At 72.8% G+C, this 16,893-nt stretch carries 11 protein-coding genes; 3 read left to right on the top strand and 8 right to left on the bottom strand.

Going from position 1 to position 16,893, the window contains the following annotated elements:
- Positions 1–20 precede the first annotated feature (20 nt).
- Positions 21–1,904 (bottom strand): hypothetical protein, encoded by a 1,884-nt coding sequence (locus AB0J97_RS26635; protein WP_364092925.1) that lies wholly within the window; start codon positions 1,902–1,904, stop codon positions 21–23.
- 82 nt (positions 1,905–1,986) lie between these two features.
- Here AB0J97_RS26635 and AB0J97_RS26640 point away from each other — a divergent pair, with 82 nt between their 5' ends.
- The gene (locus tag AB0J97_RS26640; protein ID WP_364092927.1) at positions 1,987–2,475 is read left to right on the top strand and encodes a pyridoxamine 5'-phosphate oxidase family protein; all 489 of its coding nucleotides are present in this window, start codon (positions 1,987–1,989) and stop codon (positions 2,473–2,475) included.
- Between the two features lie 7 nt (positions 2,476–2,482).
- Here AB0J97_RS26640 and AB0J97_RS26645 read toward each other — a convergent pair whose 3' ends face one another.
- The 4 genes from AB0J97_RS26645 to AB0J97_RS26660 are packed head-to-tail and all read right to left on the bottom strand — an operon-like array spanning position 2,483 to position 7,543.
- Positions 2,483–3,424: a hypothetical protein gene (locus AB0J97_RS26645; RefSeq protein ID WP_364092929.1), complete on the bottom strand. Its 942-nt coding sequence runs from the start codon at positions 3,422–3,424 to the stop codon at positions 2,483–2,485.
- Positions 3,421–3,720 carry a hypothetical protein gene (locus AB0J97_RS26650; RefSeq protein ID WP_357701748.1) on the bottom strand — a complete coding sequence of 100 codons (300 nt, stop codon included), beginning with the start codon at positions 3,718–3,720 and terminating at the stop codon, positions 3,421–3,423. The genes AB0J97_RS26645 and AB0J97_RS26650 overlap by 4 nt, the downstream gene beginning before the upstream one ends.
- Complete coding sequence (locus tag AB0J97_RS26655; protein WP_357701750.1) at positions 3,717–4,133, bottom strand: DUF6313 family protein; 417 nt, start codon at positions 4,131–4,133, stop codon at positions 3,717–3,719. Before AB0J97_RS26655 ends, AB0J97_RS26650 begins: the two co-directional genes overlap by 4 nt.
- Positions 4,134–4,192: 59 nt before the next feature.
- Positions 4,193–7,543, bottom strand: coding sequence for a WD40 repeat domain-containing protein (locus AB0J97_RS26660; protein ID WP_364092932.1), 3,351 nt, complete (start codon positions 7,541–7,543; stop codon positions 4,193–4,195).
- A gap of 379 nt (positions 7,544–7,922) precedes the next feature.
- On the opposite strand from AB0J97_RS26660, the gene AB0J97_RS26665 reads away from it, so the two are divergent.
- Both AB0J97_RS26665 and AB0J97_RS26670 read left to right on the top strand, forming a co-directional pair.
- A complete protein-coding gene (locus AB0J97_RS26665; RefSeq protein ID WP_364092934.1) occupies positions 7,923–9,176 on the top strand; it encodes a S8 family serine peptidase in 1,254 nt (417 codons plus the stop codon).
- A gap of 55 nt (positions 9,177–9,231) precedes the next feature.
- Positions 9,232–11,289, top strand: coding sequence for a hypothetical protein (locus AB0J97_RS26670; RefSeq protein ID WP_364092936.1), 2,058 nt, complete (start codon positions 9,232–9,234; stop codon positions 11,287–11,289).
- Between the two features lie 53 nt (positions 11,290–11,342).
- Here the strand turns inward: AB0J97_RS26670 and AB0J97_RS26675 are convergent, their stop codons facing one another.
- The 3 genes from AB0J97_RS26675 to eccCa are packed head-to-tail and all read right to left on the bottom strand — an operon-like array spanning position 11,343 to position 16,774.
- Entirely contained in the window at positions 11,343–12,506 is a 1,164-nt protein-coding gene (locus tag AB0J97_RS26675; RefSeq protein ID WP_364092938.1) for a transglycosylase SLT domain-containing protein, read from the bottom strand.
- Entirely contained in the window at positions 12,503–12,817 is a 315-nt protein-coding gene (locus AB0J97_RS26680; protein WP_364092939.1) for a hypothetical protein, read from the bottom strand. The genes AB0J97_RS26675 and AB0J97_RS26680 overlap by 4 nt, the downstream gene beginning before the upstream one ends.
- A gap of 45 nt (positions 12,818–12,862) precedes the next feature.
- Positions 12,863–16,774 (bottom strand): type VII secretion protein EccCa, encoded by a 3,912-nt coding sequence (gene eccCa, locus AB0J97_RS26685; protein ID WP_364092941.1) that lies wholly within the window; start codon positions 16,772–16,774, stop codon positions 12,863–12,865.
- Between the last annotated feature and the right edge of the window lie 119 nt (positions 16,775–16,893).

Genomic DNA, 16,893 nt, shown 5'->3' on the forward strand with positions numbered 1-16,893 from the left:
CGCCGCCCGCACGCAGGAGGTCAGCCGCGCGAGCGGTGCACGACCTTCTCCGCCGAGCGGCCGGGATGGACGACGATCAGGTGCTCCTCCAGCGGCGCGTCCGGGTCGCTCTCGTCCCACGGCATCGTGCGGGCGTAGACGCGCATGCGGTAGTGGCCCGGACCGGCGACGGCCAGGTTCGGCAGCGGCCGGGCCGCCCCGCCGTCGCCGCCCTCGGGGTAGGCCGGTACGACCAGGCGGCCGCTGCGGCTGGCGATGCCCACCTCGACGACCGCGTCCCAGCCGGCGAGCCGGAGCGGCGGGGCGCTGTCGAACGCCTTGACCGTCAGGCACATCGCGGCGTTCTCCTCCGCGGTCACGATGGCGGCTCCGCTGCCCACCGCGTCGATGAGCCCGTCCTCGACGGCGTCGAAGATGTCGGCGAACTCGCGGCCGCCGCCGTAGATGTCCCCGGGCTCGCCCGCGCTGTCGTCGCGGTCGTCGAAGACGGCGTAGCCGCCCCCCTCGGACAACATGTACGCGGCCGTGCCCTGCCGCCCGGCCCGCACCTTGGGCCACGGGTCGGCGCACCGGGCGTTCGCCGCGGCCTTCCACCTGGACATCTCCAGGTCACGTTCGGCCTGACGGCGGTCGGCGTCGGCGTTCTGCCGGGCGACGATGCCGGGGCACAGATACTCCAGGGCCGCGGCCAGCTCGACGGAGTCCGCCGTGCCGCCCGTCCGTCTGTGCAGCGCGTGCCGTTCCTGGACGTCTGGCAGCGCGCAAAGCCGCGCACCGTGGGCGAGGACACGCTGGTCGGGCAGGTCCTCGGGGAACATCGCGGCCGCGGCGAAGGTCTCGCCCCTGGCCAGGCAGAGGAACGACCGCCGCCGCTCCTCGGCCCCGAGGGCGGCCGCGGGACGGAGCCGGCCGCGGCAGCCTTCGTCGGCGGCCGTGTAGGTGAGCCGGGCGTCCTTCTCCGCGCCGACGACCGCCGTCGGCAGCACGAACACGACCGCGGCGGCGGCGAGCCACCGGTACGTGCGCCCGGTTCCGGACGCCTGGACGCCGGCAACGGGCGCGGCGGCGAGTTCGTGCGCGGTGCGCGCCGCCCACACGACGGCCAGCCCGTCGAGCGCCTGCACGGCGAGCGACAGACCGTCGAACGACATGCGTCCGGCCTGCAACAGCCCGTAGACCTCCGGGACGAGCAGGGCGGTCCAGCCGACGGCGACCGTGGTGACGCCGAACCGCTGGTCGCGCCCCTGCCCTGCCAGGATCATCGCCTTGCAGCCGACGGTCGCCAGCGCCGGCAGCAGCAGCGCCTTCAGCACCGCGAGTTCGGCGAACGGCCGCAGCACCCCGGCCAGGCCCCCGGTCAGGGCGAGCCCGAGGGCGAGGACCCGGAACCGGACCGACACCCCGGTGAGCGCGCGCACCAGCAGGACCACGGTGGCGGTCCACACGGCCCAGCTCGCGACGGACTTCGCGACGTCGGACAGGCCATCCAGAAGCTCCCAGAGCAGCAGATCGCCGGCCACGTCCACATAGAGCAGGCGTCGCAACCACACCACGTCGCGCGGCAAGGTCGCGGCGCGCGGCGTGGCGGGGCCGCGCAGGATCTGCCACAGCGCCCACGCGTTGAACGCGCAGATCGTCGCGAGCAGGAGCCGGTCCCCGTCGCCCCACGGCCGCGGACGCGCCGTCGCGACGACGGTGAACCACCTCCCGCCGTCGTACCAGGCGGCGACAGCGGCGGCGGTCAGATAGAGCGCGACGGCGGCGGCGGCCGGACGTCCGAAACGGTGGCGGGCGACGGCGGCCCGGAGGAAGGCGACGATGCGGATGATCTTAGCGGGAGCGCTCGGGGACTCGGTATCCGCGCGGTAACCGAGGGACGTGGAAGTGCCGTCTTCCGTCGTCACGGGCGGTGCCCGACGATGCCGTCAGTCACCAGAAGGAACCGGCAGGCACTCGCGGAACCGCCGGAGAAGGGAAGACAACCCCATGGCCACTCAAGTCGCCTCGTTCGCCGACATCTCCAGCCAGTTCGACACCTACATCGGCGACATCGTCTACGCCACCATGACCACCGTCGACGCCAAGGGACGGCCGCGCGCACGAGTGCTGATCCCGGTCTGGGAGACCGTCGACGGCACTCCGCTGGGCTGGCTGGCCACGTACCGGACGCCGGTCAAGGCCGCCCACCTGGCGGGCAACCCGCACACCACGTTCTCCTACTGGACGCCCCGGCAGAACGCGGTGAGCGTCGACGCCGTCGCCGCCTGGACCGGCGACCTGGAGACCAAGCGGCACGTGTGGGACCTGTACCGGCGCACGAGCCCGAAGGGCGCCGGGTACGACCTGGGCAACTTCTGGCACGGCGGCCCCGGCGATCCGCAACTGCACGTCCTGCGCCTGGAGCCCTGGCGCATCCAGGTGATCAGAGGCTCGGACCTGCACAGCACCATCTGGTACGCCCCGGGAGAACGCTGACGGAAGGTCAACGCCGGTGGAGGCGGGTGGTGACGATCTCGGCGGTGTCGGGCGGCAGCTGGGGCACGAGGCCGTGCCAGGCGCGCAGGGTGGCCCTGTCCACGGCGGCCGCGATCGAACGGGCGATCAGGCCGTCGTCCGGCGGCACCGCGGCCGGGCTCAGGGGTTCGGTGGTCTCCCACCTGCCGTCGCCGGAGAAGCCGGGCAGCCTGACGCGCGAGCGCCGGGCCGGGGTGTGCGCGGTCACCGGAACCAGGAGGTCGGACGGAGTCCCGTCCGACACGTACCGGATCACGTAGACGAGCGGTCCGGCCGGAGCAGCCATGATCTCCAGCACGTACGAGGCCGACGGCCCGGAGCGGCTCACCTGGAAGAGCGCCCCGCCAGGCAGGACGAGCACGAAGTCGTGGGGGGCGGCGGCCGCCGCCCGGGAGAGCGGACGCACGACGGGCAGCGGGATCACCGCCGACGTCGGCGGCACGTCGTCCACCAGGTCGAGGGTCCAGTCGGCGTCCGGGAGGCCGGTGAACGCCGCCCGTCCGTCGCCGCCGACGCTCGCCAGGTACCGGAGGTCGGGGCGCCCGGCCGTCAGGGCCAGCCACGTCCCGGCGTCACCGGCCCCCGGCCCGGTCACGGTCAGCGTCAGCTCGCCGCGGCCGTTCGCGCCCACGCCCGCCTCGGCCGTGATCGTCAGGTCGAGGTGACGCACGCCGACGGAGCCGGCGCGAGCGGAGAGCCCATGGTCGTTCAGCTGCCGCAACGCCTGCGTCAGGTCCTCACGCGTCCGGGGGGCGGCGGGTGGGTGCGCGGCGCGCATGGCCCGACGTGCGCGCCCGGCCACCGACGCGGCCCGCTCGCCGACCCAGCCGTCGTCCGCGTCCGGGAAGGCGAGACCGAAGTATTCGGCGCAGATGTCCTCCAGGGACTCACCGCCCTGCCGCTCGTTCATGGCCGCCTCCTGCCGCTCTTGTGGGCCTCCTCGACGCAGATGAAGCACACCGGCCCGTTCTCGCCCGCCTCGTGCAGCAGGGTCGAGGCGCCGGCGACGGCGATCCTCATCGCCTGGCCCGTCGAGACCCAGGTCGGCACGTCCTTGCTGTCGAGCACGCGGCGGACGGAGTACTCCCAGTGTTTCTCGGCCTGCTCCCAGTCATTGTCATGGTGCCTGATGAACGAGACGGCGAAGCCGTCGGGCACGCGGAACTCCCGGTGCGCGAAGCACAGATCGCGCAGCAGCGGGATCATCCGGCCTCGCCCTCGACCGGCACGGGTTCGCTCTTCCCCAGCAGTTCCTCGGCCGGCCTGGTCCGCCGGGACGTGATCGCGTGGCTGACCATGAACCCGGCGACCCCTCCCACCGCGGCCGGGACGAGCAACCACCCCACGATCGACAGGAACCAGGCCAGGACCGGTAGCGCGGTGTCGGCGGGCGAGGTGATGCCCAGGGTGACGTCGTAGGCCGTGCGCCAGCCGATCACCAGGCCGTTGGCCCCGAACAGCGCCCCGACCGCGACCATGATCGGCAGCCCGCGGGTCCACATCCAGTAGCGGACCCCGTGGTGGGCGCCGAGGGAGAGCCACCAGCGGCGCAGCCGATGCCGGATCCGCTCGCGAGGAGGCGGGGGAACTCCGAATCCCGGGGGGACGGACGGGGGCATGAGCACAAGGTAGCCACTCGTCACAGGGCGCGAACGGAAAACGCCGGAGGAGGCCGGATTCATGGCGTACAGGTGTTCGGAGCGGTCGTCTGATGCGCGTGGGTCAGCCATTCCTGCGGCGTGATCCGGCGCGTCCCGGCCATCGCGCACAACGCCTCGTCCAGCTCGGCCGGGACGCTGACATTCCACAGCCAGACCCGGCCCTTCCTGCCGCCCGTCGCCAACCGGGCGCCGTCCGGCGTGAAGGCCACCGCCTTGAAGCCGCCTTCGATCGGCGGGCCCACCGCGCGCCCGGACGCGATGTCCCACCGGCGCATGGTCCTGTGGTCGGCGGCTCGCCATGCGCCGCGTCCGCCGCTGGACATCAGCGTCCGCCCGTCGGGCGCGAAGGCGAGCAGGCTGACGATGCCCTGGCCGGTGGGGACGGGCGAACCGGACGGCCGCCCGGTCGCGGCGTTCCACAGCCGGACGGAGCCGTCGGAGGTGGCCGCGGCGATCCGGGTTCCGTCGCCGCTGAACGCCAGGGCGTCGATGACGCCCGTGTCGCCCTCCAGGCGGCGCAGGAAGCGAGGGCCGGTGAGATGCCACAGGTCCACGCGCTCGTCCAGGCTCTCGGGGACGGGCCGGTAGCTCATCGCCATCGACGAGTTCCCGTCGCCGCCGAACGTCAGATGCCTGATGCCGAGCGGCGTCTCGACGGGCTTCCCGGCCGTCTTCCCTGTCGCCGCGTCCACCACGCTGACCGTCGAAGCGCCGAACGTGTCCCTTTCGAGCGTGACCGCGATGCGGGTCCCGTCGCGGTTCAGGGCTCGCAGTTCGGGCACGCGGCCGTCGACCCGGGCGATGGTGCGCAGCGGCTTCCCGCCGGAGGCGGAGTGGAGAGTGATGGGCCCGGGGCCGACGATTCCCGCCGCCGTCAGGCCGCCCTGCCGCTGGGACGCCCAGATCCTCCCGTCACCGGACACGGCCCGTACCGGCTCGGTGTCGCGCCTGGACGTCCAGCCGCCGCCGTTCCGCCGGAACGACGAGCCTGCGTCCGTCCACAAGGTGGCCGCGTCGGGGGAGAAGGCCAGCAAAGTGACCTCGTCGTCTCCGGCGGTCAGCGGGCCCTGGAGGGGGTGGGAGTACGACAGGTCCCACAGCCGGGTCCTGCCGTCCTCGCCGCCGGAGACGAGCGTGGTGCCCGCACGGTCCACGTCGACCGCCCGCACGGCCCCGTCGTGGCCGGTCAGCGCCATCCCGACCGCCTCCTTGAGTTCCGGGTCCCACAGCCGGACGACTCCCTCCGCGTCCCCGGCGATCCACAGGTTCAGCCTGGCGTCGAAGCCCAGTGCCGTGACGCGGGCCGCCGGCAGCGTCGTCCTGCGGGTGCCGCGGCCGGCGTCCAGGAGCACGAGCCTGCCCTCGGCGTCCGCGACGGCCAGGGTGCTCCCGTCCGCGCTGAAGGCCGGGCGCACGTCGTCCACGCGCGTCGCCGGGCCGCGCCGTGAACGCGTCGGGACGTCCCAGAGCTGGACGGACGCCTCGCCGCGGACGTCGGAGGACACCGCGGCGAGCGTCGTGCCGTCGGGGCTGAGGACGAGTTCGTCGTACTTGAGGAATCCGGACCCGACGAGTCGTGGGAAGCCGGCGTCCACCGCCCGGCGCCCGGCGATGTCCCACAGTGAGAGGCGGCCGCTGAAGTCGGCGAAGAGCACGCGCTCGCTGTCGGGCATGAAGGCGAGCGCGGTCGTGCTGCTGCCCTGGCCGAACTCGTGCAGGGGCTTGCGGGTACGGCCGTCCCACAGGCTCGCGCCCCCGTGGTTGTGCGTGGCCGCCACGTAACGGCCGTCGGGACTGAAGACGACCTTGACGACCGACCGTCCGGAGAAGAAGTCGTTGTTGGCCGGTTCGGCGGGGGCGCGGCTCGGCACGTCCCACCACATCGGCCGGGCGTCGTCGCTGCCCGTCACCACCGTTCGGCCGGACGGGGACAGCGCCACGGAGTGCAGCGACGCCTGGATGTGCCCGTCGAGCACGGCACGCGCGGGCGAGGCGAGGACGGACAACATGCTCTGCCGCGCCTCGGCCGTGGGCGCTGCTTTGCCGGCCGCCACCGTGAGCAGCGCGGCCAGCTGCGGGTCCGTGGCGGACACCTGCGAGCCGGCCTCCGCCAGGCGGCGCGACAACGCGGTCCGCAGTTGCTCGGAGGCGTCGTCACGCCACACGACCAGGCCCAGCACCGCGAGCGGGACGAGCAGCGCGAGCCCCGCCAGGACGCCGACCCGTTGCGGAGCCAGCCGGTACAGGTGACGCCGGGCGGCCGCCACGTCATCGGCCCAGGAGATCCGCACGCCGTCGGCCAGATGGCCGTCGGAGTCCTCGTTGGCCTTCGGCGCGACGACGCTCATCTCGCTCTGGGACGCCCGGGTGAGCTTGGCGGCCAGGCCGCCGACCCTGCCCAGCCGTCCGGTCGGCTCGATGCGCCCGGTGACGGCCTGCCGCGTGCGCGGGGTGCGCAGCGGGCGGGCGAGCGCCCAGCGCACGCGCGGGACGGCGGGCACGGCGAAGGACGTCCGCGCCGGAGGTCCGAGGGTCTCCTCCAGCAGCACCGCGAACGCCGCTCCCAGGGACGATCCAGACACTCGTCGCAACCGCACGTCGTCGATGGACAACCGCCACAACACGCACGGCATGTCGCGCCCGCCGCCGCTCTGGCGTTTCCAGGACGTGGTGATCGCGTCCTGGAAGGCCGCATCCGCCTGGAAGTCGAACATCGTCCGCGGGTCGGGGAACAACCCGGGCGGGCCGCCCCGCAGGACGCCCAGGCGCAGGGTCCCGAGCAGGCCGGTGTCGCCGTCGTCGAACAACACCCTGATCAGGTGTTCCCGGCGCGACCTCAGGCGTGACCGGGCGGCCGGCGACCAGATCTCCAGCGCGACCATCGAGCGGGCCGGTCCGCCGCCCAGCTCGTCCAGGCGGCTCATGAGGTGCGGATGGCGTGCGGCGGCCCGGGACGGCAGCCCGCTGAGGCCATGGCCGGGCAGCAGGCCGCTGTCACGCCAGCGTCGCACGGCGGCGGCCAGCAGGGTGTCGGCCTCCTCGGTGCCCGGTGGCCGCGTCCGGCTCGCCAGCCAGGCCATGCGGGCCACATGCCAGGCGCCGGTGGCGGCCCGTCCCCAGCCGTCGACGCCCGGCTCCGCGAGGTCGAGCGTGTCGGCGTCGTCGATGGCGTCGAGCGCCCAGCAACCATCACGAACCCAGGCATGCAGCAGCTCCGGGTGCGTGCGGGCCGTTTCGGCGCAGGCGTCCCACCACAGGCCCGCGTCGATGAGCCGGCGGGAGCATTCCTCGGCCGTGACGGCGTTCTCCGGAGCACCGGGCACGGTGAATCGCCGCTCAAGATCGAGAAGCGCGTCAAGGCTGGACAATGGTCATCACATCGTTCCGGGCTCGCGGCTTGCCCGGGGCGGCCTCGTGGGACTGGATGCTCAGCACGTCTCTCATCTTGATCCGAGGCGACGGGATCGAGACGGGGAATCGCGTAATGAACGGCGCGGCCTGGCCCCTTCGAGGCGAGGACGTCCGGCCGGCCTGCGCTCCTCGCCAAGATATCTCGCACTCTCCGCTAACGACACAGATCACCCGGCGTCGCAGGATTGCCTCTCGAACGAATCGACTTGATCGGGACAGATGTGCGGCCGGGCGCGGACGCCCGCGTTCCCCATCGCCCCGCTGGTCCTGTCGATCGCCGCGTTCGGCGGTCGGACGCGGTTCGATCCGGATGGCTGAGACGACCCTGGTGGAGCGGTGGAGCGATCGCGTACGAACGCGGGCCACGCCTCCGTGATGCCCCGGACCTCGGCGGCACGCCCGGGGCGCGGCGGCCGGAGACGCGCGGGCGCGCTCGGCCGGGTGCTGCTCTCCGCCGTCCTGGGACTCGGCGTCGCCGCCGCCCCGGCGGCCGCCACGTCGGCGGACGGCGAGTGCAACCCCGAACCGGGCGTGGTGAAGCTGCCCGGCGGAGAGCCCTGGGCGCAGAAGCGGCTCGACATCAAGACGGCGTGGCGGCTGAGCACCGGCGCCGGCGTCCGGGTGGCGATCATCGACAGCGGCCTCGACGTCAAGCACCCGCAACTGCCCTGGTTGTCGGACTTCGTCGACTTCACCGGGACCGGCTACACCGACTGCGTCGGCCACGGCACCGCCGTCACGGGCATCATCGCCGGGCGCGTCTATCCGGGCGTCGCCTTCCACGGCGTGGCCCCGCGGGCGACCGTCATGGTGCTCAAGCAGAGCAGCCAGGCCGAGGGGCACGTCGCCACCCTGGCGGCGGCCATCGACAAGGCGGTCCAGCTCAAGGCCGACGTCATCAACATCTCGATCAAGGCGGCCGACAATCCCGCGCTCAAGGCGGCCGTCCGCAACGCCCTGGCGAGGGACGTCGTGATCGTCGCCGCCGCCGGGAACATCACCGACAAGAAGGAGGACGTGCCCGCCTATCCGGGCTCCTACGAGGGGGTGCTGGCCGTGGGCTCGGCCACTCCCGACGGGCGGCGCGCCGACTCCTCCAACACGGCCACGCCCGTCGGCGTCCTGGGGCCGGGGGTCGGCATCATCGCCCCGTGGCCGGGGAGGTCGTACAAGCTGGATCTCGAGGGGTCCAGCTTCGGCGCCGCCTACGTGTCCGGGACCGCCGCCCTGGTGCGCGCCCGGTTCCCGCAGCTCGACCAGGAGCAGGTACGGCGGCGCATCATCGCCACGGCCGACGGATCCGTCGGCAAGGGCACGGGGGCGGGCATGGTGAACCCGGTGCAGGCGGTCAGCGCCGTGCTGCCCTTCGAGCCCGCGGGACGGCCCATGGTCGCCGCGCCCCCGCCCGCCCCCATCGCGGCGGACGCGATCGCCAAGGTGCCCCCGCAGAACGCCGGGGCCCGGAACACCGCGCTGGCCGTGACCGCGGGAGCGCTGATCCTCACCGCCGTGGCCGGCGCCCTCGCACTGGTGCTGCCGCTCGGCAGAAGCCGCGGATGGCGCACGGGCCCGCCCAATGACGTCAGTTGACCGCTGATGCAGGCGCTGCCCGCAGCGCAGCGCCTGGATACGAAGGGAACCTACGATGCACCCGTTACAGCCAGACGATCCACAGAGGCTGGGCGACCACGACCTGTCGGAACGCCTGCCGGAGGGGCCGCGCGGGCCGGCCTTCCTCGGCCGCGAGTCGAAGGACGCGCCCCTCCGGGTGATCAAGTTGCTGGCCGCGAAGCCGGACGCCGACGCGGAAGGCGTCGCGCGCTTCGCCAAGGTCCGGCGCCTTTCCAGCTCGTCCATCGCGCGCACGCTGGACGCCGGCCTGCACGAGGGCCACCTGTACGTCGTACGCGAGCACGTCGAGGGGCGCGGCCTGGCCGAGATCGTCGCCGCCGACGGGCCGCTCGACCCCGACGGGGTGGAACGGGTGGCCGTCGGGACGCTGACCGCGCTGACCGCCGCGCACCTGGCGGGTGTCACGCACCGGGCACTGACCCCCGGCAACGTCATCATGGGCGCCGACGGCGTCCGGGTGACCGACCTGGACCTCGGCGAGGCCGCCGGCGAGATCGGCTATCGCTCGCCCGAGCAGCTGAGAGGCGAGCCGTACGGCCCCTCCGCCGACCTGTTCGCCTGGGCCGCCACGGTGGTCTTCGCGGCCACCGGGAAGGCGCCGTTCGGTCAGGACGCCGACGAGGTGCTGACCGGCGCGCCCGAGCTGGGAACGCTGGCCGAACCGCTCCGCGCCGTGGTGTCCGCGGCGCTGTCGAAGGACGCCAGGCAGCGGCCCGCCGCGTACGCGGCGCTGCTGCGCCTGCTCGGCGGCCCGTCGGCGGACCAGGAGGTCACGGCGAAGCTGCCGCCCGCGGGCGCCCCGGGCCTCACCCCGCTGTTCGCCCCTCCCGCCCTGCCGCCGGCGGACGGCGCCGCACCGCTCGAAGGCGTGCCGGTTCAGCCGCCCCAGCCCCAGCAGCCGGCCCAGCAGCCGGGGCAGCCGCAGCAGACGTGGGAGCCGCCGAGGCTGCAGCAGCCCATCCAGGAGACGCCGCAGCGACCCAAGGTGTGGCAGGCGTCGGTCGTGGACCCGGCCTCCCCGCGCCGGAAGTTCCCGGTCGGCCTGACCGCTTCGGTCGCCGCGCTCATGGTGCTGTCAGGGGTGGGCCTGTGGGGAGCCAGCCGCTACACGGACGCGGACCGGATCGACTCGGTCGGCGTCGCGGCCGAGGGCAGGTCCACCGACGGGGCCACCGGGTCCGCCGACGCGGCGGCGAACGGGACGACGGGCCCCGGCGACGGGACGGTTCCGCAACCGGGCGAGCCCGGCACCGACCAGGCCGACGTGGACGTGCCGTGGGCGACGCCGTCCGACGCCGACTCATACGGGGTGGGCCCGCTCATCCTGCCCACCGAGGAGCCGTCGGGCGTCCCGACCGCGCCCGTGTACAGCTCGGTGCCGACGCCGTCGCCGCCGTCCACGCAGCCGGTCGCCACCCAGCCGGTCGCCACCCCGCAGCCGACCACGCCGCAGCCGACGGCCTCACAGCCGAAGAGCCCGCAGGCGACCAGGACGGTCACGGCGACGCCGACGGCCAGGAACACGAGGACGCCCGAGCAGTCCCAGGAGCCGACCCCGACCCCCAGGAAGAGCACCGAACCCCCGACGCCGACGCCTCGCAAGAGCACCGAGGCCCCCACCCCGAGCCCCCAGAAGAGCACCGAGGCTCCGGCCCCCGCCAAGAGCACCCAGCAGGCCCCGCCGCCCACGACGGAGGCCCCCGAGCCGGAGCAGCCCAAGAGCGAGGCCCAGCCGGAGCCGGAGCCGAAGAACCCCTACACGCCCACCCAGGTGTGCGGGTCCGGCTTCTACGTGCAGCGGTCGCAGTCGTTCAACGGCGGTGAGACCTTCCAGCTGTACAACAGCGGCACCAAGCAGAACTGCGTGGTGACGATGAAGTACGCGGGCGTGGGCAAGGAGAGCCCGGTGAGCGCGACGCTCGACGTCCAGGACGGGGACAGCGTGACCGACAGCGGCGACTACAAGTACTACGCGGGGCCGGTCAAGCTGGCCGCCCCGGGCAGGTGCGTGAAGTTCTCCGGCAGCGTCGGTGCCGGGAGCACCGCCGCGGGCTGGGCCAACTGCGGCTGAACCGGCGGACGTACCCCGCCCGGGAACCTCCGGGCGGGGGCGTCCACTGAAGGTCAGTAGGGCCGGTAGCCGCCGCCTTGCTCCAGGGACGCGATGCCGGGGTGTCTGGCGAGGTTGCCGTAGCGGCTGTAGGTGTACAGCACGCCCGCGATGATGTTGTCGACCGGGTCGAGGATCTTGCCGTGGCCGGGCAGGGCGTGCGCGTTGAACGTCGGCGGGACGGTCTGCATCAGGCCCTGGGACGGGATGCCGTTCTTGGCGTTGACGTCCCAGGTGTTGATGGAATTGGGGTTGCCGCCGGACTCGTGGTAGATGATCGTCCAGATGCGCTCGACGTCCTTGGGGTCGTTCGGGTCCAGGTCGGCGACGTCGACGCCGCGCTGGCGGATGACGTCCGCCATCTCGGGCGACTTGATGATGGTGAGCGCCTGCTTGATCCACTCCGTCACCTCGGCCTTGGGCGCGGGCGTGCCCGTCGCCGGGCCCCCGCCCTGCCCGGAGCCGCCGCCCGAACCGGCCCCCGGGCCGCCCGCCCCTCGGGTGTCCTCCTTGGGCGTCCCCCTCGTCCAGACGACCTTCTTGTCGCCCGGGTCGAAGTCGGGGCCGCCGGGGTCGGGGATGGCGGCGAACAAGCCGAGCCCGGCGTTCTCCCCGGCCTGTACGAGCCCGCCCAGCGTGGTCGCGGCGGCCGCGATGGCGTCCTCGGCCCTCTTGACGACCCCTCTTGCCGCGTCGAGTTTGGCCTTCACGGTGCCGGCGAAGCCCGGATCGGCCAACATCGCGGCCCTCGCGTCGGCTTGCTCCGTGTTGGGATGGGCGACCAGGTAGTCCCTTATGTACTTCTGCGCGCTGCCGACCGTCTCGTCGCGCAGCCTCTCGATCTGCGGTACGGCGTTCCTCAGGTCCGTGGCGACGTTCTTGAGCGCCTCGGTGGCGGTGTTGACCGTGGAGTGGAACGTGTCGCCCGCCTTGGGGAACCGGTTCATGTAGAGGTCGAAGGCGTCTGCGGAGTCGCCGTCCCACCTGTCGTTGACCTCTTCGAGGTTGACGATGAGCCCGGCGGTCTCGATGGCGGCATGGGACCCGCACGCCCCCCAGGCCTTGGCGACGGCCTCGATGGTCTCGGGCTTGCCCGTGATCTTGGTGAGCAGCGTCAGGAACTCCGCCCCGCCGGGAATCTCGGTGATGTCCGGCGCGAGGATGGCGATCTCGCTCATGCGCCCGAGGCCTTCGCGGCCGTCTGGAGGTTCTTCTCCACCTCGTCGAGCGCTCGCTCCACGCTCTCCAGCCTCCGTCGCGCGCTGTCGAGCTCGACGCGGACGGCGGCCCAGAAGGCGTCGACCTTGGCGGCGAGGTTCTTCGCGCCGTCGTTTGCGCCGAACACCGCGGCGTCGGTCACATCGGCGGGCTTCGCCGCCTCGCCGACCTTGAGTATCTCGTCGAGAGCGAAGTTCTTGGACGCGATGTTGACGCGCGTCCTGCACTCGTCGAGCGCCCGATAGGAAACATCCACGACGCCTTTGCTCATGAAGATCGAGCATAGTGGTGATCATCACGATTGGTCAGGCCCGATTTACTCCGCTTCCAGAGACGCCGTCTGGATCAGCCGGTCTCCCGATCTCCTGTCCACGAAGAAGGCGCGGCCGGGCGGGAGAGGCTGCGGACGCACCTTGCCGAACAGCACGCCCTCCTCCCGGTTGCCCGACATGATCAGCGCCGGGCTGGCCATCTCCTTGAGCCGCTGCACCGCGTGGTCGTACATGGCGCGGTTGGCGCCGCCCATCTGACGGGCCAGGATCAGGTGCAGCCCGATGTCGCGCGCCTGCGGCAGCAGCTCGGCCAGCGGTTGCAGGGGGTTGTTCGAGGTGGCGACCAGGTCGTAGTCGTCCACCACGATGTAGAGGTCGGACCCCTGCCACCAGCTGCGGTCGCGAAGCTGGTCCGGGGTCAGGTCGGCGGGCGGCAGGCGTTTGAGCAGCGCGAAGCGTACCTCCTGCACCAGCTCCGCGGCCGCCGCGCTGGAGACGGCGTAACCGATGCGGTGCTCGGTGGCCGCGGTGTCCAGCAGCGACCGGCGGTAGTCGATCACGACCAGCCTGGCTTCCTTGAGGGTCTTGCGCGCGACGAGACCCTCCATGATCAGCTTCAGCATGTTCGACTTGCCGCACCCGGTGTCGCCGAAGACGACGAAGTGCGGATCGGCCTCGAAGTCGAGCATGACGGGGGAGAGCGTCGCCTCGTCGATGCCGATCGCGATGCGGTTCCCGCCGGTCTCCTCCGGGCCGGGCAGGGCGGCCGCGGGAAGCAGGGACGGCAGCAGCCGGACCGGCTTGGCGGCCGGGCCCTGCCACGACTCGCTGACGACCTCCACGAGGGAACGCAGCCCGTCGGCGAGGTCGTCGGCGCCGCGCAGCCCGTCGATGCGCGGCAGGGCGGACAGGAAGTGCATGCCGTCCTTGGTGAGGCCGCGCCCCGGCGTGCCCTCGGGCACCGCGAGCGACGCGCTGCGGCTGACCTCCGACTCGTAGGCGTCGCCGAGCTTGAGCTCGATCCTGGTGCCGAACAGGTCGCGGATGCCCGGCCGGAACTCCGACCACTTGTTGGTGGTCGCCATGACGTGCACGCCGTAACCGAGCCCGCGCGTGGCCAGGTCGGTGATCACCGGCTCCAGGCTCTCGTACTCCTGCCGGATCGTCAGCCAGCCGTCCACGACCAGGAAGACGTCGCCCCAGCCGTCGCCCTCGACGCTGCCGTCGGCCACCCGCTTGCGGTAGGCGGCGATCGAGTCGATGCCGTGGTCGGCGAAGTCCCGCTCGCGCTGCTGGAGGATGCCCGAGATCTCGGCGACCGTACGGCGGACCCGGTCGGCGTTCTGCCGGTTGGCCACGCCGCCCACGTGCGGCAGCCCCTCCAGGGCCGACAGCGTGCCGCCGCCGAAGTCCAGGCAGTAGAACTGCACCTCCCGAGGCGTGTGCGTGAGCGCCATGCTGGCGATCAGCGAGCGCAGCACCGTGCTCTTGCCGCTCTGTGTGCCGCCCGCGATGCCGACGTGCCCCGCCGCGCCGGACAGGTTCAGCCAGTACGGGTCCCGGCGCTGGTCGAAGGGCCGGTCGATGATGCCGACGACGGCGTGCAGCCGGCCCCGGCCGTCCCAGCCGGGCGTGGACAGCCCGAGCTCCGGGGTCACCGACAGCGCGGGCAGCAGGTGACCCAGGGTCGGCGGCTCGGCCAGCGGCGGCAGCCAGATGCGGTGCGCCGCGGGGCCGCGTCCCTCCAGCCGGCCGACCACGATGTCGAGCAGGCTCGCCTGTGCGCCGCCCTGCTCCGGCTCCTCCGGCGTCTCCTCCGGGGGCGTCTCGGCGGCGGGCAGCGGCGCGTAGGCGTGGCCGTACTCGATGACCTCGCGCGCCGCGGGCTGCCCGCTGTCGGTCACGTGCCTGGGGTCGGGATGGTAGGCGGCCGAGACATAGGCGGCCTTGAACCGGGTCATGCCGCTCGTGTCGAACTTGAGGTAGCCGTTGCCCGGCGCCGAGGGCAGCTCGTACGCGTCGGCCACGCCCAGCACCGCCCGGCTCTCCATCGCCGAGAACGTGCGCAGCCCGATCCGGTACGACAGATGCGTGTCGAGCCCCCGCAGCCGGCCCTCGTCCAGCCGCTGGGAGGCCAGCAGCAGGTGCACGCCCAGCGAGCGGCCGAGCCGGCCGATCATCACGAACAGGTCGATGAACTCCGGCTTGGTGGACAGCAGCTCGCTGAACTCGTCGAGCACGACGAACAGCGTGGGCAGCGGCGACAGGTTGGCGCCCTGCTCGCGGGCCCGCTCGTAGTCGCGCAGCGAGGCGTGGTTGCCCGCCGCGCGCAGCAGCTCCTGCCTGCGTACCATCTCGCCGTGCAGCGCGTCGTGCATGCGGTCGACCAGGGGGAGCTCGTCCTCCAGGTTGGTGATGACGGCCGAGACGTGGGGGAGCGAGTCGAGGCCGAGGAAGGTCGCGCCGCCCTTGAAGTCGACCAGGACGAAGTTGAGGATCTCCGAGGAGTGGGTGACGGCGAGCCCGAGCACCAGGGTGCGCAGCAGCTCCGACTTGCCGGAGCCGGTGGCTCCGATCAGCAGGCCGTGCGGGCCCATGCCGCCCTGGGCCGACTCCTTGATGTCGAGCTCGACCATGCGGCCGTCCGCCCCGAGCCCGATCGGCACGCGCAGCCGGTTGCGTCCGGCACGCGGCCGCCACGTGACGGCCGGGTCCAGGGCGCGCGGGTCGCTGATGCCGAGCAGGTCGGTGAGCGTCGTGTTGATCGACAACATGTCCTCGCCGTCGCCGCCGCTCCTGGACGAGGCGCGCAGCGGGGACAGCTGCCTGGCCAGCCCCTCCATGCACACGTAGGAGAGCCGGTCCGGCGCGCCCAGCCGCGTCCTGCGCTCCTTGCCCGCGTGGTCGACCTTCACCATGTGCAGGTCGTCCCGCTGGACCTCCAGCCGCAGCGTGTTGCCCTCCTCGACGGCGCCGGTGGAGCCGGTCAGGTCGATGACGGTCACGCCCTGGATGGCGTCGCTGCCGAGCTGGGAGTCGTGCGGCATGTGCCCGCCGTCCACGATCACCACGTGGTACGGCAGCTCGCCGGCCGGTGAGCCCGGCTGGAACCTGGGCCGCTCCTTGAGGTCGCCGCCGACGAGCCGATCGAGATCACCGAGGTTCCCGGCCATCAGGCGGACGGGCCCGGACGCGTCGGCCATGTCGGGATGGTGGGCGTGCGGGAGCCACTTGACCCATTCCCAGTGGGGCATGCGCTCCTGGTCGGCGCAGACCATGATCCGCATGTCGTCGGGGGAGTGGAAGGTGACGACCTGGCCGATCACGGCACGGACGAGGTCCCGCATCGCCGCGACGTCGCCGGTGAGCCGGATGCGCGCGAAGGAGGCCAGGGCGACGGCGACGGGCAGCCGGGCGAGGGTGGAGTGCGCGCGCATGAACCTGCGCAGCGCGCCGGAGGAGAGCGCGTCCAGGTCCTCGACGGGCTTGGAGTCGGGCGGGAAGAGCTGGATGGCCAGCTTCTGCACGCCGGTGCCGAGGCGGATCGTGCTGAAGTCCTCGTCGCGGGGGCGGCGTTCCCACAGGCGGGGGCCCATCGCGATCCACCACAACGAGTCCGGCTCGGGGCCGCTCCACTCCAGGGCCTCGCGCTGCTGCTTGGCGGCGCGCCTGGCCTTCCTGCGGATCTGGCCGAGGTAGCGGAAGTAGTCGCGGCGGGCGCCGTTCAGCCGGTGCTTGCGTTCGCCCGACTGGCGTCCCATCTGGCCGATGCTCATGCCGACCATCGAGACGGCGAACAGGCCGCTGGCCACGTACATGACCGGGCTGGTGTTGGCGCCCCCCGCGGTGAACATCAGCGCCATCGCCGCGCCCCCGGCCACCATGGGCAGGTAGGTGAGGACCGCCATGAAACCCTGGCCCTGAACCTCGGGGATCTCCGGCGGAGACTCCAGCATGACTTCCCCGCGAGGTGGCTTCGGGCCGGGACGACGCTCCGGGCGCCGGACAACCACTTTGCTCACGCGACGTTCTTACCAGAATCGACCCGCTATGGTCTGTGCTGTCCGTGATCCTT

It is taken from the genome of Nonomuraea sp. NPDC049607 (assembly GCF_040675375.1).
Lineage (GTDB): Bacteria > Actinomycetota > Actinomycetes > Streptosporangiales > Streptosporangiaceae > Nonomuraea.

Bases quoted from the DNA above. Each gene is read 5' to 3' on its own strand.
- AB0J97_RS26640 (WP_364092927.1), top strand. From the start codon at position 1,987: ATGGCCACTCAAGTCGCCTCGTTCGCCGACATCTCCAGCCAGTTCGAC.
- AB0J97_RS26645 (WP_364092929.1), bottom strand. From the start codon at position 3,424: ATGAACGAGCGGCAGGGCGGTGAGTCCCTGGAGGACATCTGCGCCGAA.
- AB0J97_RS26650 (WP_357701748.1), bottom strand. From the start codon at position 3,720: ATGATCCCGCTGCTGCGCGATCTGTGCTTCGCGCACCGGGAGTTCCGC.
- AB0J97_RS26655 (WP_357701750.1), bottom strand. From the start codon at position 4,133: ATGCCCCCGTCCGTCCCCCCGGGATTCGGAGTTCCCCCGCCTCCTCGC.
- AB0J97_RS26670 (WP_364092936.1), top strand. From the start codon at position 9,232: ATGCACCCGTTACAGCCAGACGATCCACAGAGGCTGGGCGACCACGAC.
- AB0J97_RS26675 (WP_364092938.1), bottom strand. From the start codon at position 12,506: ATGAGCGAGATCGCCATCCTCGCGCCGGACATCACCGAGATTCCCGGC.
- AB0J97_RS26680 (WP_364092939.1), bottom strand. From the start codon at position 12,817: ATGAGCAAAGGCGTCGTGGATGTTTCCTATCGGGCGCTCGACGAGTGC.
- eccCa (WP_364092941.1), bottom strand. From the start codon at position 16,774: ATGCTGGAGTCTCCGCCGGAGATCCCCGAGGTTCAGGGCCAGGGTTTC.